This is a genomic window from Streptomyces sp. NPDC002896 (genome assembly GCF_040295225.1).
GTDB lineage: Bacteria > Actinomycetota > Actinomycetes > Streptomycetales > Streptomycetaceae > Streptomyces.
On record NZ_JBEOVA010000001.1, the window covers coordinates 88,794 to 112,638 of the forward strand.

A 23,845-nucleotide genomic window follows, 5' to 3' on the forward strand; every position below is an offset into this window, starting at 1 on the left:
GGATGAGCGGTTACGAGGATGTGGCGTATGGAGGAGTCCGAATTGAGTACGGAGGGGCGCGCCTCACCGCGCGCCCCTCGCAACCATCCGCACCGTCAGCTACTTGACAACTCCCGCCTACGGGGCGTACTCCACGCGCTTCGGTGAGGCGGCCGAAGGCGCCGTCCGGGACGCCTGGGGCGGGACGACGGGCCCCGCAGCACGGCGCAGCGCGGGGATGAGCGACAGGCAGAGCACGCCGACGACCATGGGTGGCGCCATATAGCGGAAGGTCGGCGAGGGGATTGCCGCGAGTACGGTGAGCTGCACGCCGAGGGTGACGCCTGCCAGGGCGAGCAGGGGACGGCAGTTGCGGGCCCGGGCGAGGCGGGCGACGAGCACATAGGTGGCGTAGCACCAGATCGCGCCGCGCAGGAGGATCCACTCCAGCTGGGGGATGCGCGAGGCGGCATACCCGAAGTCGGCAGCGTGCTTGAGGGTGTAGGACAGGGGCTTGGGCTGTGCAGCCTGCCGGTACGGGCTCTTCTTCAGCTCCGGGTACCACCTGTAGAACGTCGGGTTCACCCAGTTGATGGTGTTCCACGTCCTGCCGCTCTGATCCTTCGGCCCGGGGAAGACGGCCCAGGCGAGGTGCCCGCGGCACAGTCGTGCGCCCAGCACCGTCTGGGGGGCCTTGCGCAGGGTGCGCCACCACAACTGCATGAGCGGGTCGGTGAGCCGGTCGGCGACGTCCCTGTGCAGTTTCTGGTACAGCGGGTCGGAGGCATAGCAAATCGTTCCCGCCTTGCGCCAGTTCGACAGTGATGTCACCTGGGCCATCAGTCGCAGATCATCCCGGGTGAACAGGCCCGGTGCCTGCGCATAGGTCACCGCCACGTCGGCGTAGTGCGTGTTGTAGACGAGCGTCTTGGGTGCCGGCTGGATGCCGACCGCCGGATAGACCGCGAGCATCAGCGTCAGTGTGAGGGCCGTGGTGGCGGTGACCAGTGCGGTGATCAGGCGCCGGGCCCCGGGCAACGCCAGAAACAGGCTGAGCGCGGCGATCACGGAAATGGGGAAGCCGTTGTTGCGGAAGAGGCCGATTCCAAGGAACGCGACGCACAGCAGGATGAGTTCGGAGCGTTGCAGACGGCCGTTCCAGCTCCCCTGCAACCGCCTGCCCACCAGTCGTGCCGTCACGGCGAAGGTCAGCACCACACAGATCGTGAACGGCACATCCTTCCCCACGTAGACGATGAACGGCCCGAGCGGCGGAATCAGGGTGCAGGCCACCGCGGCCGGTGCGCTCCACCGCCCGCGTACGCCGATCGCGCGCAGGCTCGCGCACGTATAGCCGAGCGCCGCGGACATCGCGATCGTCTGCAGCAGCGTCAGCGCCGCAAAGCCCCCCGTTGTGTTGAGGGTCAGCCAGACCAGGCAGTTGTAGAGGATCGAGTGATTGGCGATCCAGTGGTCGGTGGCGACCTGCCAGGCGAAGACGAGGGAGTCATAGTTGATCATGCCTGGGTAGAAGGCAGCCCACCACAGCAGGTAGCAGGCCTGGCAGGCAGCGAAGACGGCGAGCGGCAAACGCAGCGCCGGGGGTACACGCGACCACAGGGCCTGGGCCTTCGCGACCGCCGCCACCCGGGCGGCGGGCGAGGGGCGGGGCGGGGTGTCTGACATGGCGGAGATCTCCTGGCATGGGACTGGAGAAGCGAGCGGAGGCGGAATGTATCCGCAGCAATAACCGAAAAAGGGGAATATTGGTGGCGGACCATTCGAATGGCCTTATAGGAGGGTGACTTGGCTGCGTGCACGGCTGAGGGGCGCGCCTCACAGCGCGCCCCTCGCAACCATCCGGCCCTTGTGCTACTTGACTGCGCCCGCCATGACCCCCGACACGAACTGCTTCTGGAACGCGAAGAACACCGCCAGCGGGATCACCATCGAGATGAAGGCGCCGGGCGCCAGTACGTCGATGTTGTTACCGAACTGCCGTACCTGTGTCTGCAGAGCGACCGTGATCGGCTGACTGCCCGAGTCGGCGAAGATCAGCGCGACCAGCATGTCGTTCCACACCCACAGGAACTGGAAGATGCCGAGCGAGGCGATCGCGGGGCCGCCGAGCGGCATCACGACGCGTACGAACAGCCGGAGCTCACCCGCGCCGTCCAGACGCGCGGCCTCCAGCAGCTCCCTTGGGATCTCCGCGAAGAAGTTCCGCAGCAGGAACACGGCGAACGGCAGCCCGAACCCCACATGGAAGAGGATCACGCCGATGATCGAGCCGAAGATACCGATGCCGCCGAAGAGCTTGGCGATCGGCAGCAGCGCGACCTGGACCGGCACCACCAGCAGGCCCACGACAAGCAGGAACCACCAGTCCCTGCCCGGGAACTCCATCCAGGCGAAGGCATAGCCCGCGAGCGAGCCGATCACCACGACCAGCAGGGTCGCCGGGACGGTGATCCAGATGGTGTTGAGCAGCGAGCCCGTGATCGTGTCGTTCTCCAGCAGCCGCTGGTAGCTGTCGAAGGTGATCTGGGACGGCTGCGAGAGCACCTTCCACCAGCCGCTGCTGCTCATGTCCGCCGGGGTGCGCAGCGAGGACAGCAGCAGCCCGATGGTCGGTACGAGCCAGAAGAGACCGACCACGATCAGGAACACACGGACGAAGCCACCGCTCAGGACTTCCGCGATCCGCGAACCGAACGACCGCCGCGCCTTCACGGCGTCTGCCGAGCTCATCGCCGCACCTCCCGTCGCAGCCGCCGAATGTTGAACAACATCACTGGTACGACGAGCAGCAGCAGGAACACCGCGATGGCGCTCGCGATGCCGGGCTGGTCGTCGCTGAACGCCGAGCGGTACAGCTGCAGCGCAAGCACGTTCGCCTCGTCCTGCGACGAGCCCGGCGGAATGATGAAGACCAGGTCGAAGATCTTCAGGACGTTGATCATCAGTGTGACGAGGACGACCGCGAGTACGGGAGCGAGCAGCGGCACCGTGATCCGGCGGAACACCTGCCATTCGGTGGCGCCGTCGACCCGCGCCGCCTCGAGGAGTTCGCGCGGAACTCCGGCCAGGCCCGCCGCGATCAGGACCATCGCGAACCCGGCCCACATCCAGATGTACGAGCTGATGACCGCCGGTGTGATCAGGCTCGGACCTAGCCAGTCGACCCCGTTGTACGGCTCCCGGAAATTCGAGGCCGGGAGGCGGAGTTGCGCCCCGTCGGACTTCGACGACAGCGTGAACGTGCCGTCGGCCGCGGCCCGCGTCGAGTCCACCACCTTCCCGTCCTTGACCGCCTCGATCCTCATACCGGGATAGCCCAGCTCCGAGGCGTCGACGCCGTTGCGCTCACCGACGCCCTTGCCGCGCGTGAAGTCCTGCCAGGTGGTGCCGGTGACCTTGCCCGGTTCGGCGGGCGCGGCCTTCGCCGGCTTGGCGCCGTCGGGCATCTGGTCGGGCGCCACACCGACCATCGGCAGCACCACCGGCTCACCGGCCCGTACCGGCTCCTTCGTGATGAACGCCCCGCCGCCCGCGGCCTTCAGGGGCGAATCCTGGCCGGGATGCGCCTTGGGGAACGCGGACGACTCGGCGAAGGTGTCGTGCACCCCCACCCACACGGCGTTGGCGAAGCCGCGGTCCGGATCCTGCTCGTACACCAGCCGGAAGATGATCCCGGCCGCGAGCATCGAGATCGCCATCGGCATGAAGACGACCAGCTTGAACGCCGTGCCCCAGCGCACGCGTTCGGTGAGCACCGCGAAGATCAGACCGAGCGCCGTCGCGACGGCCGGGGCCACCACCACCCAGATCGCGTTGTTCTTGATGGCGGTGAGGATGCTGTCGTCGGTGAACAGCTCCTTGTAGTTGTCGAAGCCGACGAAACCGCTGCCGGACTGGTCGAAGAAGCTGCGGACCAGCGAGTACCCGATCGGGTAGACCACGAGCGCACCGAGCAGCAGCAGCGCGGGCAGCAGAAAGAGTGCCGCCACCGTCCTGCGCGTGCCCGTCACGCTCTTACGACTCCGGGGTGCGGGAGGCGGCGGCGACTTGGCCGCGCCTCCCGCCGTCGACGACGTCATCGCCGGGTCAGTCCCCGTACGCCTTGGCCGCGTCCGCCTCCAGCGTGGCCTGCGTGCCCGCCACGTCCTTCGGGTTCTTCAGGAAGTCCTGCAGCGCCTTCCACTCGCCCGCGCCGGGCGTGCCGCCGAACGCCTGCGGGGCCTGGTCCGACATGTCGAAGCGGAAGTCGTCACCCGCGTCGATCAGCGCCTTGGCCATGTCCCGCTGCACGTCGTTCGGGTACGAGGCCAGGTCGACGCTCTTGTTCGGCGAGAGGTAACCGCCCTCCTTCGCCCAGATCGTCGCCGCGTCGGGCGAGGCGAGGAAGGTCAGCAGCGCCTGTCCGGCCTTGGAGTCCTTCAGCAGTACGGCCGCGTCGCCACCGCTGACGACGGGCGCCTGGTCGCCGACGGCCGGGAACGGGAACACCTTGGCGTCCTTCCCGATCTCCGCCTTCGCCTGCGTGATGTTGATGCCGGCGAAGTCGCCCTCGAAGACCATCCCGGCCTTCGGCTGGTCGCCGCCGGTGAACGTCTGCTGGACGGAGGTCGGGAAGTCGGTCTGCAGCGCGCCGTCCGCGCCTCCCGCGATGTAGTCCTTCTTGCCGAAGAGCTGCCCGAGCGTGGTCAGCGCGTCCTTCACGGACGGGTCCGTCCACTTGATCTTGTGCTGGGCCAGCTGGTCGTACTTCTCCGGCCCGGCCTGCGAGAGGTAGATGTTCTCGAACCAGTCGGTGAGCGTCCATCCGTCGGCGCCGCCGACCGAGACGGGCGTGACCCCGGAGTCGTAGATCGTCTGCGCGGTGTCCAGGAACTCCTTCCAGGTCTTCGGCTCCGTCGCGCCCGCGTTGTCGAAGACCGTGGTGTTGTACCAGATCAGGGACTTGTTGGCGGCCTTGAAGTACACGCCGTACTGCGTGCCGTCGACCTTGCCGAGGTCCTGCCAGCCCTTTGAGTAGTTCTTCGCCAGCTGCTCCTGGGCGTCCTTGCCCACCGGCTTCGCCCACTTCTTGTCGACGGCCTGCTTGATGGCGCCGACCTGCGGAAGCATCGCCACGTCCGGCGGCTCGCCGCCCGCGATCTTCGAACCGAGGAAGTTGATGATCGGGTCCTGCGCGGGCACGAACGTCACCTTCGCGCCCGTGCGCTTCTCGAACTCGGCGAGAACCTTCTTGAAGTTGGCCTGTTCCGGCCCGGTCCATACGGCGGAGACCTCGAGGCTCTCGCCGTTCAGCTTGGGGAGCGTGACGGTGCTGCCGGTCTCCTTGGTGCCGCTACCCGTGCCCTTCTTGTCCTTGCCGCCATCGCCGCCGCACGCGGTGAGGGTGAGCGCGAGCGCGCCCGCGAGGACGGCTGCGGCGGTCTTTGCGGCCCTGTTTGTCGTATGTGTACGGTGCGTCTTTCGCTGACGAAGAGTGCTGTGCATCACTGCCCCGTTCTCTTCCCTCGCGCCATCGCGAGTGCTTGCGAGACCTGTCCCGTGCGCTCTGTCTACGCCCGGCCGCTCAGGCCCGGCAAGAGCGCCTGCGCTGTCCAGCGGGTGATCGTGACGGGGTCGTGATCTCGACGCGAGACGTGACGGGGGAGGCGCCCTTAGAGCAGTGAGGGCACCTCGACGGCTTCCACGGAGCGCGCGGCGCGCTCGAGGGCACTGGCCAGCAACGCCAGGTCCGTCGGCCCGTTCCCCAGCTCCCGCACCGGCCGCCGGGCCGGCGGATCCCCCATCCGCTCCCAGTCCAGCGCCACGACCGTGGGCCGCAGCGTCCCCGTCCGGGGAATGCGCCCGGTGACCCGCCCCGCCTGGAACGGTGTCGCCCGCCCCTCGGCGGTCCGCAGGGCCCCGCGCCCCGGCGCCGGATCCTCGGCTCCGCCCGACGGCGCGTCCAGCACGATCCGCAGCGTCGCCGACCGCCCGAGCTCGGTCTCCGCCGGGCGCCCCGTGCTCCCGGTGGCCGCCACGAGATGGACGCCGAGCCGCTCGCCGTCCCGTGCGACGGCCTCCAGTGCGCGTACGACCGAGCCGGCCGCGGGACGTCCCGGCGACCCGAGGGCCGGGGACAGCAGCGCGTCGACGTCGTCCACGATGACGACGAGCCGGGGCAGCGGCGGCCCGGGATCCGGACGCTCCCGTCGCCCTGCCGGGCGCAGCCGCAGCGTCGAGCTCGGCGGAGTGTCCAGATCGCCGGACGCCTGCGAGGCCGCTTGCGGACCAGGCGTCTGCGCACCGGGTGTCTGCGTACAGGAGGCTTGGTCGCCGTGCGTCTCCGTGCCGGGCACCTGCGCACCGAGTGGCACGGACGAGGGCTGCGCGGACGTCCCGGAGGGTGCCGACGTCCCGGAGAACGCGGATGACGCCTGCGGCGCGAACGGCGCTCCCGCCGTCGCCCGCGGCGCGGCAGAGGCCTCCGACCGCCCGGGAGCCCGGGCCCCCGCGGCCGACCGCTGCGCGACCATCCGGCCGGACACCTCGCGCTGCGTGTGCCAGTCGGTGAAGCCGAGCCGTCCCAGCAGCTCGGCGCGCCGCTTCAGCTCGGCGGTCAGCGACTGGGCGAACTCCCGCATCCGGACGGGATCGTTGGCCGTCAGATAGGTCGTGACGTGCGGCAGGTCCGTACAGACCCGCAGCCCGTCGCCGCGCCCGGCGGCCCCCGTACCGCTGCCGCCCGACGTGGCGGGCCCGCCACGGCCCGCACCGGCGTCGCGGCCGTCGATCAGGACGAGGCCGAGCCGGTCGGGTCGATCCGCGGCGGCCAGCGATGCGGCCACCGAGCGCAGCAGCTCCGTCCTGCCGCTGCTCGGCGGGCCGTCGATCAGCATGTGCGGGCCCTCGGCCGCGAGGTCCACGCACACCGGGCCGCGCGGCCCGGCGCCCAGCACCGCCCAGGCACGGCCGCCGAGGGCCTCCGGGCTGTCGCCCGCGGCCGCCCAACGCGCCATGAGCGAGGCCGGGGTGGCCCGCGCGAGCCCCAACTCGTCCAGCAGGCGGGCCGCTTGGGGCAGAGGGGCGGACACGCGCGCGTGCCGCTCGCCGGGTGCGCCGTCCATCCGCAACGGCGCCAACGCGCGTGCGAACCGCTCGATCCAGGCCGCCGACACCGCGTCGACCGCGGCCACCGTGCCGTGCCCGGCGATCTCTCCCCGGACCGTGCGCAGCAGCCGCAGAGCCGTGGCCACGTCGCCGCTCAGCAGGGCGGCGGCCCCGCACGCGCGGAAGGCCGGGGATTCGGCACAGGCAGCTTCGTACGTCTCGGCCAGCGGCGAGGCGGGCGAGGCGGCCGGGGTCTCGGCGAGGCACACGACGTGGATCCCCGCGGCGGCGCCCTGTTCGGCGAGCCGGGTCACGGCCTCCCGCAGGCCCGCGGAACCCGGGTCCCCGTCGACCACGACCACCGTGTACGGCCCGGGACGTGCACCGTCACCGGCCCAAGCAGGGCCGTCTGCCGCGGCGCCCCGGCCCGCGTCCGCTCGCCCGGCGCCGTCGCCCGGCCCGCCCACGGACACGCCCTCGACCCCGCGGTGGCTTTGTCCGTCCGCGCGGTCGCTCTGTCCGCGCCCGTCGGTGCGTGGAGTTCGCCCGTCCGAGTGGGCGGCGTGCCCGTACCCCCGGTGGGCCTGCTCGTCGGTGTCGTGCCCGTATGCCCGCCGTCCGCGTCCGTCGCGGTCACCGTGCCCGTCGTGGGCGTCGTATCCGTGATCACGCATGGCCCGCCGGCCGTCCGTCTCGGTGCCGGGTGCGCCCGATGGGACCTGGCCCGGGCGTTCACCCTCGCCGGCGCGGGACTCACTACCGCCTGGCCAGCCGGGATTCTCCCTCCCGGTGGCCCAAGACGGCGTGCCCTGGCGCGCACGGTGGCCCGCACCGAGCGGATGCGCCGGCCTCTGTTCGCGCAGGTGATCGTCCAGGCGCCGGATGAGTTCGTCCGTACGGGCGGCGGCCTGTTCGCGGTCATAGGCGAGGAGCAGACGGCAGTCCTGGCCGTGGCCGGGACGCAAGTGGGGGAGCCAGCCCAGCCAGGACCACTCGGCGGTGCGCTCCTGCACGGGGCGCGCCCGGTCCGTGCTGATCAGCACGATCTCGAGCACCTCGGGCGAATGCAACGCGGCGAGCTGCGCGATCACGGAACGGGCGAGCCCGGCCAGCCGCTCACGCGGGCCCGCCAGGCCGAGCGCGCCGGACTCCCGCAACCCGACGGTCACGGGCACCACGGGCAGCAGGCCGGGACCACCCGGAGTGGGCCGGTCTGCGGTGCCGAGCCGCACCACCAGCGCCTCCGGGTGGTCCGTCTCGCGCTCCCAGAGCCGCGGCCCGGGGCCGAGGGCCGTGAGCAGCAGCGCCGCCGGGTCGGGCCAGGGCTCGGGTGCCGTGGAGCCCACGGGTGTCCGCTCCTGCCGCGACGTCTCGCCCGCGCGGCCCGAGGCGGCCCTGCCGTGGTCGTCCCGGCCGCGCCCCAGCCGCCGGGCCCAGGCCGTGAAGCCTCCGCGCCGGCGCAAGCTCCGCGGCACCGTCGTACCGCGGGTGGGGGTGCCCATACGTGTGCGGTCGTCGGGCAGCCGGCCCTGCTCGGGCACGACGGGCAGCACCTCAGCGCCATCCGTATCCGTGCCCCCGCCGATGCTTCCTTCCGGGCCGAGGACGCCACCTCGCCCGGCCCCCGCGTCCTTACGGTCGCTCATGGCCGCGCTCGGCGGGTATGCGTTCGCCCCGCGGTCGCCAAATGCCGCGTCTGCCTGGTGAGCGCCGAACCCGGAGCCCGCGCCCGACGAGTCCGACCTGCCTTCGCTGGGCTCGCTCACCCCCGGATCTCGCGTATACGCGTCGTGCCCGCCTGCGCTCGGCCAGCCTGAACTGCGGTGGCCCCTCTCCGATCCGTCCGGCGCCCCCCGTTCGTACGCGCCACTCCAGGCTCCGGCCGATCCCTCTCCGTACGTGGCCTGCCCGCCGTCCCTCGCCCCCGTATCCCGGTACCGCGTCCCCGCTCCGTACGCATGGTGCGTCTCGCCCGACGGGTCCGGCTCGACCCGGCCCGCGGCAGGAGCCTGTGCCGGATGACCGTCGGCCACGCGCGCGTGGGCCGCGTCGGGATCGCCGCCCCCCGGCGCCGTCCCGGCGGCGGGCCGCACGCGCAGATGGCCCTCGCCGTCCGGCGTCGTCGGCAGCGCGGCTGTCGCATCCCCCATCGGTGCCAGGCGTAGGGCGGATTCGCCCAGGCGCAGCAGCGCACCGGGCTGGAGGCGGACAGGGCGGTCGCCTATCGGCGTGCCGTTCACCGTCGTGCCGTTCGTGGAACCCAGATCCGTGACGGACACCCCGCCGTCCGCGGCGACCGTCACGGCGCAGTGCAGCCGCGACACGTCCGGGTCGTCCAGCGGGACGTCGGCGTCCGCGGAGCGGCCGATGCCGATCCGCCCGCCGTGCAGCAGATGGACGCCGCCCGCGTCGGGCCCGGCGACGACGTGCAACTGGGCCGTGGCGCCCTCGAACTCGGGGCCGGGATCGGCGGGAGCGCCCAGCGCGAGCACGGCACCGTCGACCAGCGGCGGCTCGCCCAGCGTGCAGCGCTGCGCGTCGAGCCGCTCCGCGCCCGCGTACAGCACCGCGGGACCGTCGCCGCCCGCGACCGCCGCCGCCAGGCCCGAGGCCACCGCGGCGAGCGCGGTCCCGGCCGGTGCGGTGACCAGCACGTCGCACGCGGCCGCGCGGGCCGTCGGATCGGGTCGCGGCCCCAGGACGGTCAGCCGGATCTGCATCGCCGTCAGCAGTCCCTTCTGCGGGCACCCGGCACGGGGTTGCGCTGTGATTCCCCCCACCGCACACGGGCACGTCGGCCAGTACTGGAGGCATCCTCGCACCTGCCACCGACAACACGCCCGGCGACCACCCGTAAGTGATCTTGATTGGTCGGCTCTGCCCGCAAAAGTACCCGCCCTGTGCGCGACCGCTGTTCGCTTGGGATCGTCCGCCGACGCGATACCGACGTGATATCGACGTGAAACCGGCAACCGACACCCCCAGCGGCGCGTCTTTCCCGACCACGAACGGAAGCGTTTCAGGGCGTTTCAGGGAGGATCACACAGGAAGTCGACAGGCCGGAGATCCGCCCGCTCCCACTACAGTGGGTCGGAACGTCAGGACCGCCACGGCAGCCGGGACCACCGGGTCACGGGGTCCACGTGGTACGGCGGCTCCGCATGGAACTGCCGGGAACCGCTGACGGGCGCTGACAACCGCCGAGCCCCGGGAAGCCGTCAGGGCGGCCGGACAGGCAGGCACAGACCAGCAGAGTAAGCGGAAGAAGCACAACCCAGCACAAGCAGTCAGCAGCAAGCACACCAGTGCGAGCAACAGACCAGCCAGGGCAAGAAGCAAGCAGGGAGCGCATGACGTGCGGCCGGTAGGCAGCAAGTACCTGCTCGAGGAGCCGCTCGGACGCGGCGCCACGGGCACCGTCTGGCGAGCCCGCCAGCGGGAGACCGCGGGCGCAGAAGCGGCCGTGCCGGGCCAGCCCGGCGAGACTGTGGCGATCAAGGTCCTCAAGGAGGAGCTCGCCAACGACGCGGACGTCGTGATGCGCTTCCTGCGTGAGCGCTCCGTACTCCTGCGGCTCACGCACCCCAACATCGTGCGGGTGCGCGACCTCGTCGTCGAGGGCGATCTGCTCGCGCTGGTCATGGACCTGGTCGACGGCCCTGACCTGCACCGCTATCTGCGCGAGAACGGGCCGTTCAGCCCCGTCGCCGCCGCCCTGCTGACCGCGCAGGTCGCCGACGCGCTGGCCGCGAGCCACGCCGACGGCGTCGTGCACCGCGACCTCAAGCCCGCCAACGTCCTGCTGAAGCAGGAGGCCGGGCAGATGCACCCGATGCTGACCGACTTCGGCATCGCGCGCCTCGCGGACTCGCCGGGCCTGACCCGCACGCACGAGTTCGTCGGCACGCCCGCGTACGTCGCGCCGGAGTCCGCCGAGGGCCGCCCGCAGACCTCCGCCGTCGACGTCTACGGCGCGGGGATCATGCTGTACGAGCTGGTCACCGGCCGTCCGCCGTTCGCCGGCAGTTCGGCCCTCGAGGTGCTCCACCAGCACCTCAGCGCGGAGCCGCGCCGCCCGTCCACGGTGCCCGACCCCCTGTGGACGGTCATAGAGCGCTGCCTGCGCAAGAACCCGGACGAACGCCCCAGCGCCGAGAACCTCGCGCGCGGACTGCGCGTCGTCGCCGAGGGTGTGGGCGTGCACGCGAACGCCGCGCAGATCGCGGCCGCGGAGGGTGTCGGCGCCCTGCTCGTGCCGGACCCGTCCCCCGCCACGGTCCCCGGCATCCCCGGCGCCGCCGACCCCACGCAGGTGCTGCCCAACAACGCGGCGGCGAACGCGGGTGCGTACGACCCGAACGCCGCGACCAGTGTCATGCCGCACACCGCCGGTTCCGGTGCCGCCGACCCGACCGCGGTCATGCCGCCGATGCCGCAGAACCGGCCCGGCGCGCAGCACCCGTCCGGCGGAGCGCCCGAGGAACCGCACCCCTGGCAGAGCCAGCTGCGCGCGGCCCGCGACCGCAACGAACAGACGCAGATCCAGTACCTGGACCCGAACCAGGACCCCCTGCGGCGCCGGCCCCAGCGCCAGGTCGCCCGCCCGCAGCCGAGCCCCCAGCAGCAGCGGCCGCAACAGCGTCCGCAGCCCCAGCCCTACGCGCCCCAGCAACAGCAGCCGCAGCGGTACGCCCCCGCGCCCGCACCCCAGCCGCAGCCGCAGCGCTACGCCGAGCCGCCGCGGCAGGCGCCCCCACAGCGCGAGCCCCGGCAACCGAGGCAGCGCAGCGCCAACCCGATGAGGATCCCGGGCCTCGGCTGCCTCAAGGGGTGCCTCTTCACGATCATCATCCTGTTCGTGGCGGGCTGGCTCATCTGGGAGCTGAGCCCCCTCCAGGAGTGGATCGGCACGACCAAGGGCTACTGGCAGCAGCTTACGGACTGGTTCAACACGGTCACGGACTGGTTCGGGGAACTCGGCGGCGGATCGGGATCCGGCACCGGCTCCGGGCTGGGGCAGTAGCGCCCGCAGACGCCGTTCGGGCGCGTGGCTCTGGGGATTTGTCGACATCTGCAGGGTGATTTCCTCCTCGGAAGTGAAGGTTGGCTCCGCGGCCGCGTAGTTTTATCGGCTGAGGCCGGGCCAGGGGGCCGCGGTGGCAGCCGCTGATGCGCCCGGCCCGGGAGAGCACAGTGTCGCCAACACGCGTCCGTAGGAGCAGTCTTGGCACGGAAGATCGGCAGCCGGTACACCGCACACCAGGTCCTGGGGCGCGGCAGCGCCGGCACGGTGTGGCTGGGCGAGGGCCCCGAGGGGCCCGTCGCCATCAAGCTGCTGCGTGAGGACCTCGCGTCCGACCAGGAGCTCGTCGGACGCTTCGTCCAGGAGCGCACCGCGCTGCTCGGCCTGGACCACCCGCGCGTGGTCGGCGTGCGCGACCTGGTCGTCGACGGCAACGACCTCGCGCTGGTCATGGATCTCGTACGCGGTACGGATCTGCGGACCCGGCTCGAGCGCGAGCGCCGACTCGCCCCCGAGGCCGCGGTCGCCATCGTCGCCGACGTGGCGGACGGACTCGCGGCCGCCCATGCCGCCGGCGTCGTGCACCGCGACGTGAAGCCGGAGAACGTCCTCCTGGACATGCAGGGGCCGCTCGGTCCCGGCGGCGCGCATCCCGCGCTGCTCACCGACTTCGGTGTGGCCAAGCTCATCGACACGCCCCGGCGCACCCGTGCCACGAAGATCATCGGCACCCCCGACTACCTCGCGCCGGAGATCATCGAGGGCCTGCCGCCGACCGCCTCCGTGGACATCTACGCGCTGGCCACCGTCCTGTACGAGCTGCTGGCGGGGTTCACGCCCTTCGGAGGCGGACATCCGGGGGCGGTGCTGCGGCGGCACGTCACCGAGTCGGTCGTCCCGCTGCCGGGCATCCCGGACGAGCTGTGGCAGCTGCTCGTGCAGTGCCTGGCCAAGGCCCCCGCCTCGCGGCTGCGGGCCTCCGAGCTCGGGGCGCGGCTCCGGCAGCAGCTGCCGCTGCTCGCGGGGATGCCGCCGCTGGACGTGGATGAGCCGGACGAGGAGCCGGGGGACGACGCCGGCGCCGGCGCGTCGGCGGGGTCGGCCGGGCCTGCGTACGACGATCCGGCGCCGCCCCCGGCCCGTGGGGGCGCCCGGCGGGGCGCCGTGCCGCTGGTGCGGGGGGCTGCGCCCGACTCGAACCGGGACACGCATACGAGCATGCGGGTTCCGGCACCCGACGAGCTCGCCGGAGGGGCGCGGGGGACGGCGCGGGCTCCGCGGGCGGCGGGGGTACCGCGGCCCGGGTCCGCCCGGCACCGGGCCGCTGCGCGGCGGCGGCGGATCACCCTCGGGGTTGCCGGGGTGGTGCTGGCGGCCGTTGTGGGGGTCGGGACGTGGCTGGCCACGTCGGGGGGCGACGCGGACGCGACGCCCCAGGACACGAAGCACTCGGCGCCTGCCAGCCCGTGACGGGCCCGTCAGGGCCCTGACGGTGACGGGCCCTGACGCCCCCGTGCGGGCGCCTCCCGGCCGGTGGGTGCTTGCGCCACCTGCCGGTGGGTGGGTCGGGGCGTACGCGGCTACCGGCCGGTGGCCGGTTCCCGCTTGTGGCGGGCACGGGGGCGCGCGGTTCCGCCGCCACCGTTGTGGGCAGGCGTTCCGCAGGGCTGAGGGCACCTCCCACGCCTTAAGGCAGTGGGGAGGGTGGACGCAACCCACGACGGCGGGTAACCCTGCGTATGTGGTGCACCACGCAGTGGGTGGGCGCACACGGACGGCGGCTACCGGGCGTACGACGTGCACCACGCAATGGTTACGCGCACCCCCCAGAGGGGGGAAGCGAAGGTTGCGCCAGCCGTTAGGCTGGAGAGCGTGGCAGTCGTCGATGTATCCGAAGAGCTCAAGTCCCTCTCCTCGACCATGGAGTCGATCGAGGCCGTCCTGGACCTCGACAAGCTGAGGGCAGACATCGCCGTGCTCGAGGAGCAGGCGGCCGCGCCGTCCCTGTGGGACAACCCCGACGAGGCGCAGAAGATCACCAGCCGGCTCTCCCACCTGCAGGCCGAGGTCCGCAAGGCGGAGGCCCTGCGCGGGCGGATCGACGACCTCGGTGTGCTCTTCGAGCTCGCCGAGGCGGAGGACGATCCCGAGACCCGCGCGGAGGCAGAGCAGGAGCTCGCCGACGTCCGGAGGGCACTGGACGAGATGGAGGTCCGGACGCTCCTCTCGGGTGAGTACGACGCGCGTGAGGCGCTCGTGAACATCCGCGCGGAGGCCGGTGGCGTCGACGCCGCCGACTTCGCCGAGAAGCTGCAGCGCATGTATCTGCGCTGGGCCGAGCAGAAGGGCTACAAGACCGAGGTCTACGAGACGTCGTACGCGGAAGAGGCCGGCATCAAGTCGACCACCTTCGCCGTCCAGGTGCCCTACGCCTACGGAACGCTCTCCGTGGAGCAGGGCACCCACCGCCTCGTGCGCATCTCGCCCTTCGACAACCAGGGCCGCCGCCAGACGTCCTTCGCCGGTGTCGAGGTGCTGCCCGTCGTCGAGCAGACCGACCACATCGAGATCGACGAGTCCGAGCTGCGCGTCGACGTCTACCGTTCCTCGGGCCCCGGCGGTCAGGGCGTGAACACGACGGACTCCGCAGTCCGCCTCACCCACATCCCCACCGGCATCGTCGTCTCCTGCCAGAACGAGCGCTCGCAGATCCAGAACAAGGCCACGGCCATGAACGTCCTGCAGGCGAAGCTGCTCGAGCGGCGCCGCCAGGAGGAGCAGGCCAAGATGGACGCCCTCAAGGGCGACGGCGGCAATTCCTGGGGCAACCAGATGCGTTCGTACGTCCTCCACCCGTACCAGATGGTCAAGGACCTGCGGACGGACTACGAGGTCGGAAATCCCGAGGCCGTCTTCAACGGCGAAATCGAGGGCTTCCTCGAGGCCGGAATTCGCTGGCGCAAGCAGCAGGAGAAATAACCTGCCGGTTTGTCGACAAGGCAACTGCCGCTCAGTGAGCGGCAGTTGCCTTTTGCGTACCGCAATGTCTGCCTTTTACATCACACTCACATGTCCTTACGGCGGTCAAGTACCCCCATTTCCGGCATCGCGTGCGCAACGACCTTGACGTTGCTGTGAAAACTGGGAAGGCTAACGCGCGGCATGCGTATCTCTGGGGCGCGTGTGAACGGGGGGCCTGCTCAAAGGAGTTGCCCCGCCGCTGCCCTGGGCGCTGCTCCATTGACGATGAGCTACTGGGGGTAGCAGGCAGATGACCAAGAAGACGCGGATCCGCGTGGCGCGGATAGCAGCCGGTGCGGTGATCGCCGCCGGTGCTTCGCTGACCGCCGCCGGTGCCGCTTCGGCCCTCGACGTCGGTGTCGACCTGGGTGTCGTGGGCGTGGACGCCAAGGCCGACGAGAGCGGCGTCGGTGTCGACGTGAACGTGCCGGCCGCCGACGGGCCGGAGGACCCGGCGCCGTCCGACACCGGCATCCCGGGCGAGGAGCCCACGGCGGACCCGACCCCGACCGAGGAGCCGGAGCCCACGACGGAGCCGACCGAGCCCACCGAGGAGCCGGAGCCCACGACGGAGCCGACCGAGCCCACCGAGGAGCCCGACCCGACCGCCGACCCGACCCACGGCAACGGCAACGGTGGCGGCAACGGTGGCGGCGGCAACGACAACACCGACCCGGACGGTGGCTCCCAGCCCGTCGAGCAGAACGAGGGCAAGGAAGCGCTGACCGACACCGGCTCGGAGGCCAAGGACGAGGGCGAGCTCGCCGAGACGGGTGCCGCCGAGACCACCTTCCTGCTGATCGGTGCCGCCACCATGATCGCCGGTGGCATCGGCTTCCGCCTGCTGCCGCGCCTCGCGGGCGGCCGCGCCGCCGTCTGATCAACGGCGACGTCGTATGCCTACGACGCCTGGTACGGGTGAGGGCCCGGAGCGCTTCTGGCTCCGGGCCCTTCTCGTTGGCATGCCGTGCTGCGGTGACGCTTCGTGCGCGGTCACGTCCTGTACGCGGTCGGCGGCAGTCCCGGCAAGGTGCCTCTCGGAGTGGTTACGCGCAGTGACCCTTGATCACGCGGTCTGGTGTGCCAGCAGAGCCACGGCCGCGATCAGCACCGCGAGCAGTGCTATCAGCGCCATCGGATTGAGGCCCCCGAACGGGCCCTCCTGCTGCATCCGCTCCCGGTTCGCCCGGCACACGGGGCAGCGGCCTTCGCTCACGGGCGCAGCGCAGTTCGCACACACCAGTCGGTCGTAGGTCATGCGCTTGCCCTCCTTGCGTCTGAACCGGCGCCGCTCCCGCGGAGCTGGTCGTCTGCCGCCGGGGTTCTGCTCAGTCGATGGTTGCGATGTCTTTACCTGAACAACGGTCCACAGTGGACTGCGGTTCCCCCTACCACTGTGCCAGCTTCCGCGGAATTCGGCGCGACTCCTCGGATCCTGCCCTGTGCCGCCGGAATCAGCCCCTTCCGTTTCATGACAAAACGCGCAACCAGCGAGTAAGTGACGACGCCGACTGCGCCCCGCCGCCAGGTTCGCGTATGGTCACGGTCACCTACCCCCGGCGACCCGTGGTGCATCCGTGATCCGATTCGACAACGTCTCCAAGGTCTACCCCAAGCAGACCCGCCCCGCTCTGAGGGATGTGTCCCTCGAGGTAGAGCGCGGCGAATTCGTGTTCCTGGTCGGGTCCTCCGGCTCCGGAAAGTCCACCTTCCTGCGGCTGGTCCTGCGCGAGGAGCGCACCAGCCACGGGCAGGTGCATGTCCTGGGCAAGGACCTCGCGCGGCTGTCCAACTGGAAGGTGCCCCAGATGCGCCGCCAGCTGGGGACCGTCTTCCAGGACTTCCGGCTGCTGCCGAACAAGACGGTCGCTGAGAACGTCGCGTTCGCGCAGGAGGTCATCGGCAAGTCACGCGGCGAGATCCGCAAGTCCGTGCCGCAGGTGCTCGACCTCGTCGGGCTCGGCGGCAAGGAGGACCGGATGCCCGGTGAGCTCTCCGGCGGTGAGCAGCAGCGCGTCGCGATCGCGCGGGCTTTCGTCAACCGGCCCAAGCTGCTGATCGCCGACGAGCCCACGGGCAACCTCGACCCGCAGACCTCCGTCGGGATCATGAAGCTCCTCGACCGCATCAACCGGACCGGCACCACCGTCGTGATGGCGACCCACGACCAGAACATCGTGGACCAGATGCGCAAGCGCGTCATCGAGCTGGAGCAGGGCCGCCTCGTCCGCGACCAGGCACGCGGCGTCTACGGCTACCAGCACTGACCGCCCGAGCTCCAAGCACCTGTCCACGGAAAGGCCTGAGTAGACGCCATGCGCGCCCAGTTCGTCCTGTCGGAGATCGGCGTCGGTCTCCGCCGCAATCTCACGATGACCTTCGCGGTCGTCGTCTCCGTCGCCCTCTCGCTGGCCCTCTTCGGCGGTTCGCTGCTGCTGCGCGACCAGGTCAGCACGATGAAGGGCTACTGGTACGACAAGGTCAACGTCTCGATCTTCCTCTGCAACAAGAGCGACGCCGAGTCGGACCCCAACTGCGCCAAGGGCGCCGTCACGACCGAGCAGAAGAAGCAGATCGAGAGCGATCTGAAGAAGATGCCGGTCGTCGAGAACGTCACGTACGAGTCGAGCGACGAGGCGTACAAGCACTACAAGGAGCAGTTCGGCGACTCTCCGCTGGCCAGCTCGCTCACCCCGGACCAGATGCAGGAGTCGTACCGCATCAAGCTGAAGGACCCGGAGAAGTACCAGGTCATCGCGACCGCCTTCGACGGGCGTGACGGCGTCCAGTCCGTGCAGGACCAGAAGGGCATCCTGGACAATCTCTTCGGGCTGCTCAACGGCATGAACTGGGCGGCGCTCGCGGTGATGGCGCTCATGCTGATCGTCGCGCTGATGCTGATCGTCAACACGGTGCGGGTGTCGGCGTTCAGCCGGCGGCGCGAGACCGGGATCATGCGGCTCGTCGGCGCCTCCAGTTTCTACATCCAGATGCCGTTCATCATGGAGGCCGCGGTCGCCGGTGCCATCGGCGGCCTGGTCGCCTGCGTGATGCTGCTCGTGGGCCGGTACTTCATCATCGACCACGGCCTCGCGCTCTCCGAGAAGCTCAATCTGATCAACTTCATCGGCTGGGACGCCGTGCTCGCCAAGCTGCCGCTCGTCCTCGCGATCGGCCTGCTGATGCCGGCAATGGCGGCGTTCTTCGCGTTGCGCAAGTACCTGAAGGTGTGACGCATGACCAGAGCGCCGCGCGGTCCAACGCACCGTGCGGCGCTCTGCGTTGTCCTAGACTCACCGTCATGTCAGGTCTTGACCTGTTCTCCAAGCCCCGCCGCGTGCGCCGCGGGGCGGCCCTGACATTGGTCTTCGCGGGCGTGCTGGCCACCGGTGTGGCCACCGGCTCCTGGCAGCCGGAGCCCGGTCAGTCCCGTAAGTCCTCTTCCGGCTCCCTCGGTTCGGTCTCCGCCGCGCACGAGCAGGACGTGACCGAGGCGGCCGAAGAAGCGATGGCCGACGGCAAGTCCGTTACGGAGGCGGCCGAACGGGCCGTGAGCCGCAGCGGGGACCGCTGGGGCGCCGTCTACTCGCCCGACGAGTACGAGAAGTTCGAGCAGGCCCTCGAAGGCGAGTACACCGGTGTCGGGCTGTGGGCCAGGCGTGCCGACGACGGGCGGATCCAGGTGGCCCGCGTCCAGTCCGGCGGGCCCGCCGAGCGGGCCGGCATCCGCGCGGGAGACTGGCTGCACACCGTCGACGGCGAGCGCATAGCGGGCCGGCCCACCACCGAGGTCGTGGCCCTGCTGCGCGGCGACGAGAAGAGCGCGGCCGCCGGCAGCCCCGTGACCCTCGGTATGCGGCGGGGCACGCGCGCGTGGAGCGTGACCCTGCACCGGGCCCTGCTGTCCACGGACTCCGTCACTGTCCGGCAGCTCCCGGGTAACGCCGTGCTGATCAGGATCGCGGCCTTCACGAAGGGCTCCGGCGACCGCGTACGGTCAGCCGTGCGCGACGCTCCCGCCGGCGCTGGTGTCCTCCTCGACCTGCGCGGCAACTCCGGCGGCCTGGTCAGCGAGGCCGCGACGGCGGCCTCCGCGTTCCTGAACGGCGGCCTTGTGGCGACGTACGACGTGCGGGGCGAGGAGCGTGCGCTGCACGCGGACCCCGGCGGCGACACGGAGAGACCGGTCGTCGCGCTCGTCGACGGCGGCACGATGAGCGCGGCAGAGCTCCTCGCGGGCGCCCTGCAGGATCGGGGCCGTGCGGTCGTCGTGGGCTCCAGGACCTTCGGCAAGGGCTCAGTGCAGATGCCGAGCAGGCTGCCGGACGGCTCCGTCGCCGAGCTCACCGTCGGCCACTACCGCACCCCGTCCGGGCGCACCGTCGACGGCCGGGGCATCACACCCGACCTCGAGGCGGGCAAAGGCGCGCAGAAGCAGGCCGAGACGGTATTGAGTGGCCTCGGATCCCCCTCGTAGTGCGAAAATGGCCGCACTATGGCAAAGGAAAAAGGGCGCAAGCTGATCGCGCAGAACAAGAAGGCGCGGCACGACTACCTCATCATCGACACCTACGAGGCCGGTCTGGTCCTCACCGGTACCGAGGTGAAGTCGCTGCGTCAGGGGCGAGCCTCGCTGGTGGACGGCTTCGTGCAGCTCGACGGCGGCGAGGCGTGGCTGCACAACGTGCACGTGCCGGAGTACAGCCAGGGCACCTGGACCAACCACAGCGCCCGCCGCAAGCGGAAGCTGCTGCTGCACCGCGCGGAGATCGAGAAGCTGTGGTCCAAGTCCCAGGACACGGGTCACACGATCGTGCCCCTTGCGATGTACTTCAAGGACGGCCGCGCCAAGATCGAGATCGCGCTGGCGAAGGGCAAGAAGGAGTACGACAAGCGGCAGACACTGCGCGAGAAGCAGGACCGCCGGGAGGCGGAGCGGACGATGTCGGCGGTTCGGCGGAGTCAGCGGGCCTGAGGCGGAGGCAGCGGGCCTGAGCCTGCTGCGGCTCGCCGGGCCTGCGTATCCTCCGGGTGCCCTGGTGGGAATACGCTGGCACCGTCGTCCGTTGGTCAAGTACGATGGCACCTGCCCCTCGCAGAGGGGGCGCGGTTTGAAAAATCAACATGGGGATGATCGGTTTCGACAGCGGCTGTCGAAGCAGGGGAAGCGTGTCGAGGAAGCGGCCATGATCTCGTAAACCACAGGCCGAAAAAAATAATCGCCGAAACCAAGCGCGATTCCTTCGCCCTCGCTGCCTAAGTAGCGACTTGCGAAGTGTCAGCCCGGGGCTGTTCCCGACCCGGATCCTGGCATCAGCTAGGGGACTAAACCTTGATCCCGGTCACGGGGTGAAGAGGGAAATCAAACAGTGACTGAGCCCGTCGGAGACTTGTCCGCGTGATCTCCGGGGCCGAGAAAAGCGAAGCGGACTGCACACGGAGAAGCCCTGATTCCGCACCGTTGGACGCGGGTTCGATTCCCGCCATCTCCACGAAGGCGATAGGCGAGGTGTGTCTGCGGAAAGCGCAGACCGCCTCGCCTTCGTCGTTTTTGCGCGGCTTCGCCGCGCGTTGCGGGGGCTTTGCCACCCGCACCCCCATGACGTGGGCGCCCGACTTTGTCGGCGCCCCGACCCTTTCGCACCGATCGAACTGAAGTCGGCCGACCACCCCCGGGGCACCGCTCCCCAGAGGTGGTCGGCCGTTCTTGTTGCGGTCAGCGCAAGGAGAAGGTGGCCAGCCGCAGGCCGTCGCTGAGCACCAGGTACACGTCCTGGCGGCCCTTCGCGGCGGCCGAGAGGTCGGCGGTCACCGTCTCGTATGTGTACGCCGAGCCGGTGCCGGCCGTCTTCGCCGTCCCCACGAGCGTGCCGGTCGGGGAGCCCAGGCGGACCTCGACCGTCCCGGGGCCTGTCCCCGCCACACGCGCGGTGAACTCATCCGCGCCCGCACTGAGCTGCGCATCGGCGAACTTCAGCCACGCGCCGGAACCCGTGGCACCCACCGCGGTGCCCCGCTCCTTCGACTCGTCGACGAGACGGATGCTCTCGTAGTCGTCGAAGTTCTCCGCACGCGTCGTCTTCGTCAGGTCCCGGGCGGGGATCGTCTCGCCCTTGACCTTCACCGACGTACGGGTGCGGATGTCGTCGGCCGAGGCTCCGACCAGCACGTCGTACGTGCCCGTCTCCACGACCCACTTGGAGCGGGTCACGTCCCAGTGCGCGAGGTCCTTCGTCGCGACCTTCAGCTTCACCGTCTTCGTCTCGCCCGGCTTCAGCGGAACGCGCTGGAACGCCTTCAGCTGCTTCAGCGGCTGCTTGTCGCGCGAGACCCGCTGGTGGGTGTAGAGCTGCACGACCTCGTCGCCCGCCCGCTTCCCGGTGTTCGTGACGGCCACCTCGTAGCCGCCGCTGACCGGCTTCACCTGGCCGTACTCGAAGGTCGTGTACGACAGCCCGTACCCGAAGGCGTACAGCGGATCGCCCTTGAAGTACTGGTAGGTGCGGTCGTACTTGATGTTGTCGTACTCGAGGATCGACGGGAGGTCCGACTCGGACCTGTACCAGGTCTGGGTGAGGCGGCCGGCCGGGTTGACGTCGCCGAACAGGACGTCGGCGAGGGCGTTGCCCGTCTCCTGGCCCGCGTGGGTGGTCCACAGAAGGGCCGGGATCTCCTTCTGGAGGTTGCCGAGCGTCGTCGGGTAGCTGTTCTCGACGACCACGACCGTGTTCGGGTTGGCTGCCTTCACCGCCTTGACCAGCGTTTCCTGCGAGGACGCCAGCCCCATGTCGGTCCGGTCGTTGGTCTCGCGGCCGTTGATCGCGGGCATCGAGCCGACGACCACGACCGCCGTGTCCTTGCCCTTGACCGCTGCCACGGCCTCGTCGACGCCGCTGCGGACCACGTCCTTCGTGTAGTGCGCGGCGTTCTCCTTGGAGACCAGGCCGAGCGTGCCGTCCTCCCCGGTCGGGCCGAGGTAGACCGGGTTCGACCACCAGGATTCTCTGGTCTCGTAGCCCGCGTAGCGCAGCAGATACGTCCCGTCGTCCTGCTTCTCCAGCTTGAACTGCTGCTGCACGAACCAGCCACCGGGCTGCGCCTGATCGTTGACGAAGTTCGACCAGTTGTAGCCGACGTACTTGCCGTTGGCGGCCGAGCGCAGCGTCAGCACGCCCGCGCCCCAGTCGAAGGCGTCGAACTGGGCGTCCGTCCCGGCCGTCGTGGAGCTCTCCTTCAGCGCCGCGCCGCCGGTGTCCGTGCCCGCGGTCACGTACTTGCCGGTTTCCGTGTTCTTCAGGGCGATCCGGTCGACGGCCTCGCTGCTCGTGACGTCACCGGCGGAGCCGAGCTTGTTCGCGATGCCCTCCTTGGGCGTCACCTCGTACGGCAGCGTGCCCGAGTACCAGTCGGTGTAGAGGGTGTCGGCGAGCGGGCCGACGACCGCGACCTTCTTCGTGTCCGACGCCTTCAGCGGCAGGGCCTTGTCCTGGTTCTTCAGCAGCACCATCGCGTCGGCCGCGGCCTCGCGCGTGAGCTTCTGGTGGGCCGGGCTGTTGATGACGGACTTGTCGATCTTGCCGTAGGGGCCGCCGTCCGGGTCGAACTCGCCCAGCCGGACCCGGATGTTCAGGATGTGCCCGGCGGCCTCGTCGACGTCCGACTCCTTGAGCAGCCCGCTCGACAGGGCGTTCTTGACCGCGGTGGTCGTGGGCGCGGAGTTGGCGTCGTCCCCGGTGAAGCTGTCGATGCCGGCCTTCAGCGCGGCCGCGTCGGCCTCGGCCTGCGTGTCGTAGTACTTCTGGCTGTTCACCAGGTTGCCAGGTGCGTAGGCGTCCGTGACGTTGAGCAGTTCCTGGTCCGTCCAGCCGCGGACGGTGTCGTCCATCATCGGGTTCACCGTCGCCGGGCGGCCGTTGACCAGGTTGTACGACGACATCACGCCTGTCACCGCGTCGGCCTCGATCGCCGGCTTGAACGCCTGTTCCTCATACTCCTTGAGGACCCGCGGGCGCAGGTCGGACGAGGTCTGGTCGCGCAGGATCTCGTTGTTGTTGCCGAGGAAGTGCTTGATGGTGGGTGCCGTCTTGAGGTGGTCGGGGTCGCCGCCGGTGAGGCCCGTGCCGTATGCCGTGGCCATGCTGCCCGTGAGATACGGGTCCTCGGAGTAGCCCTCCTCGTTGCGGCCCCAGCGCGGATCGCGCAGCGGATTGGCCACCGGCGCCCACACGTTCAGGCCCCAGCCGGCCGGCCGCTCCTGCTGGAAGCCGCGGGTCTCGTCGCCGACCGCCGAGCCGACCTTCTTGATCAGCGCGGGGTCCCAGGTGGAGGCGAGCCCGACGGCCTGCGGGAAGACGGTCGTCTTGCCGAGCCACGCCACGCCGTGCAGGGCCTCGGTGCCGGTGCGGAACGACTGGATGCCGAGGCGGGGGATCGCTGCCTGGTACTGGTGGAGAAGGGAGATCTTCTCGTCGAGGGTGAGGCGGGAGAGCAGGTCGTCGACCCGCTGGTCGACGGAGAGCCTGGGGTCGCGGAAGGGGTAGGCAGGGTCGTCGGCAGCGGCGGGGGCGGTGGTGGCGCCGAGTCCGGCCAGCAGCGCCAGGGCCAGGACCGGTATGGCTGTGCGTCTTGCTTTTGCTCTTGCTCTGCGCGGTCTGGTGCCTCTCACGTTTACGGCTCCTTCGGTGTGCGTCGTTGCAGCTGGCGAAGTGATGCGAC

Annotated in this window: 15 protein-coding genes and 1 other RNA gene; 9 read left to right on the forward strand and 7 right to left on the reverse strand. The window is 70.5% G+C overall.

What is annotated here, in order from left to right; all coding sequences use genetic code 11:
* Positions 1 to 117: 117 nt before the first annotated feature.
* From ABT009_RS00320 to ABT009_RS00340, 5 genes are all read right to left on the reverse strand, one after another.
* Entirely contained in the window at positions 118 to 1,665 is a 1,548-nt protein-coding gene (locus ABT009_RS00320; RefSeq protein ID WP_351287676.1) for a hypothetical protein, read from the reverse strand.
* A gap of 186 nt (positions 1,666 to 1,851) precedes the next feature.
* Entirely contained in the window at positions 1,852 to 2,730 is an 879-nt protein-coding gene (locus ABT009_RS00325; RefSeq protein WP_351287679.1) for a carbohydrate ABC transporter permease, read from the reverse strand.
* Positions 2,727 to 4,079, reverse strand: a complete 1,353-nt coding sequence (locus ABT009_RS00330) for a carbohydrate ABC transporter permease (RefSeq protein ID WP_351287681.1) — start codon at positions 4,077 to 4,079, stop codon at positions 2,727 to 2,729. The genes ABT009_RS00325 and ABT009_RS00330 overlap by 4 nt, the downstream gene beginning before the upstream one ends.
* Before the next feature lie 7 nt (positions 4,080 to 4,086).
* A complete protein-coding gene (locus ABT009_RS00335; RefSeq protein WP_351287684.1) occupies positions 4,087 to 5,484 on the reverse strand; it encodes an ABC transporter substrate-binding protein in 1,398 nt (465 codons plus the stop codon).
* Positions 5,485 to 5,651: 167 nt separating this feature from the next.
* A complete protein-coding gene (locus ABT009_RS00340) occupies positions 5,652 to 9,806 on the reverse strand; it encodes an FHA domain-containing protein (protein ID WP_351287686.1) in 4,155 nt (1,384 codons plus the stop codon).
* Between the two features lie 635 nt (positions 9,807 to 10,441).
* Here ABT009_RS00340 and ABT009_RS00345 point away from each other — a divergent pair.
* The 4 genes from ABT009_RS00345 to ABT009_RS00360 all read left to right on the forward strand — a co-directional run bounded on the left by ABT009_RS00345 (position 10,442) and on the right by ABT009_RS00360 (position 16,010).
* Positions 10,442 to 12,109 carry a serine/threonine-protein kinase gene (locus ABT009_RS00345; protein ID WP_351287689.1) on the forward strand — a complete coding sequence of 556 codons (1,668 nt, stop codon included), beginning with the start codon at positions 10,442 to 10,444 and terminating at the stop codon, positions 12,107 to 12,109.
* 201 nt (positions 12,110 to 12,310) lie between these two features.
* Positions 12,311 to 13,579: a serine/threonine-protein kinase gene (locus ABT009_RS00350; RefSeq protein ID WP_351287691.1), complete on the forward strand. Its 1,269-nt coding sequence runs from the start codon at positions 12,311 to 12,313 to the stop codon at positions 13,577 to 13,579.
* A gap of 402 nt (positions 13,580 to 13,981) precedes the next feature.
* Positions 13,982 to 15,088 (forward strand): peptide chain release factor 2, encoded by a 1,107-nt coding sequence (prfB, locus tag ABT009_RS00355; protein WP_351287693.1) that lies wholly within the window; start codon positions 13,982 to 13,984, stop codon positions 15,086 to 15,088.
* A gap of 292 nt (positions 15,089 to 15,380) precedes the next feature.
* The gene (locus ABT009_RS00360) at positions 15,381 to 16,010 is read left to right on the forward strand and encodes an LPXTG cell wall anchor domain-containing protein (RefSeq protein ID WP_351287696.1); all 630 of its coding nucleotides are present in this window, start codon (positions 15,381 to 15,383) and stop codon (positions 16,008 to 16,010) included.
* A gap of 186 nt (positions 16,011 to 16,196) precedes the next feature.
* On the opposite strand, the gene ABT009_RS00365 is transcribed toward ABT009_RS00360, so the two are convergent.
* The gene (locus ABT009_RS00365; RefSeq protein ID WP_351287699.1) at positions 16,197 to 16,388 is read right to left on the reverse strand and encodes a hypothetical protein; all 192 of its coding nucleotides are present in this window, start codon (positions 16,386 to 16,388) and stop codon (positions 16,197 to 16,199) included.
* A 319-nt stretch (positions 16,389 to 16,707) separates the two neighbouring features.
* On the opposite strand from ABT009_RS00365, the gene ftsE reads away from it, so the two are divergent.
* From ftsE to ssrA, 5 genes are all read left to right on the forward strand, one after another.
* Positions 16,708 to 17,397 carry a cell division ATP-binding protein FtsE gene (ftsE, locus tag ABT009_RS00370; RefSeq protein WP_351287701.1) on the forward strand — a complete coding sequence of 230 codons (690 nt, stop codon included), beginning with the start codon at positions 16,708 to 16,710 and terminating at the stop codon, positions 17,395 to 17,397.
* Positions 17,398 to 17,445: 48 nt separating this feature from the next.
* The gene (ftsX, locus tag ABT009_RS00375) at positions 17,446 to 18,363 is read left to right on the forward strand and encodes a permease-like cell division protein FtsX (RefSeq protein ID WP_351287704.1); all 918 of its coding nucleotides are present in this window, start codon (positions 17,446 to 17,448) and stop codon (positions 18,361 to 18,363) included.
* Between the two features lie 68 nt (positions 18,364 to 18,431).
* Entirely contained in the window at positions 18,432 to 19,607 is a 1,176-nt protein-coding gene (locus tag ABT009_RS00380; protein WP_351287707.1) for a S41 family peptidase, read from the forward strand.
* Positions 19,608 to 19,625: 18 nt separating this feature from the next.
* Positions 19,626 to 20,105 carry an SsrA-binding protein SmpB gene (smpB, locus tag ABT009_RS00385; RefSeq protein ID WP_351287710.1) on the forward strand — a complete coding sequence of 160 codons (480 nt, stop codon included), beginning with the start codon at positions 19,626 to 19,628 and terminating at the stop codon, positions 20,103 to 20,105.
* A 151-nt stretch (positions 20,106 to 20,256) separates the two neighbouring features.
* Positions 20,257 to 20,625, forward strand: a transfer-messenger RNA (tmRNA) gene (gene ssrA, locus ABT009_RS00390).
* Positions 20,626 to 20,846: 221 nt separating this feature from the next.
* Here ssrA and ABT009_RS00395 read toward each other — a convergent pair.
* Positions 20,847 to 23,795: a glycoside hydrolase family 3 protein gene (locus ABT009_RS00395; RefSeq protein WP_351287712.1), complete on the reverse strand. Its 2,949-nt coding sequence runs from the start codon at positions 23,793 to 23,795 to the stop codon at positions 20,847 to 20,849.
* Positions 23,796 to 23,845 lie beyond the last annotated feature (50 nt).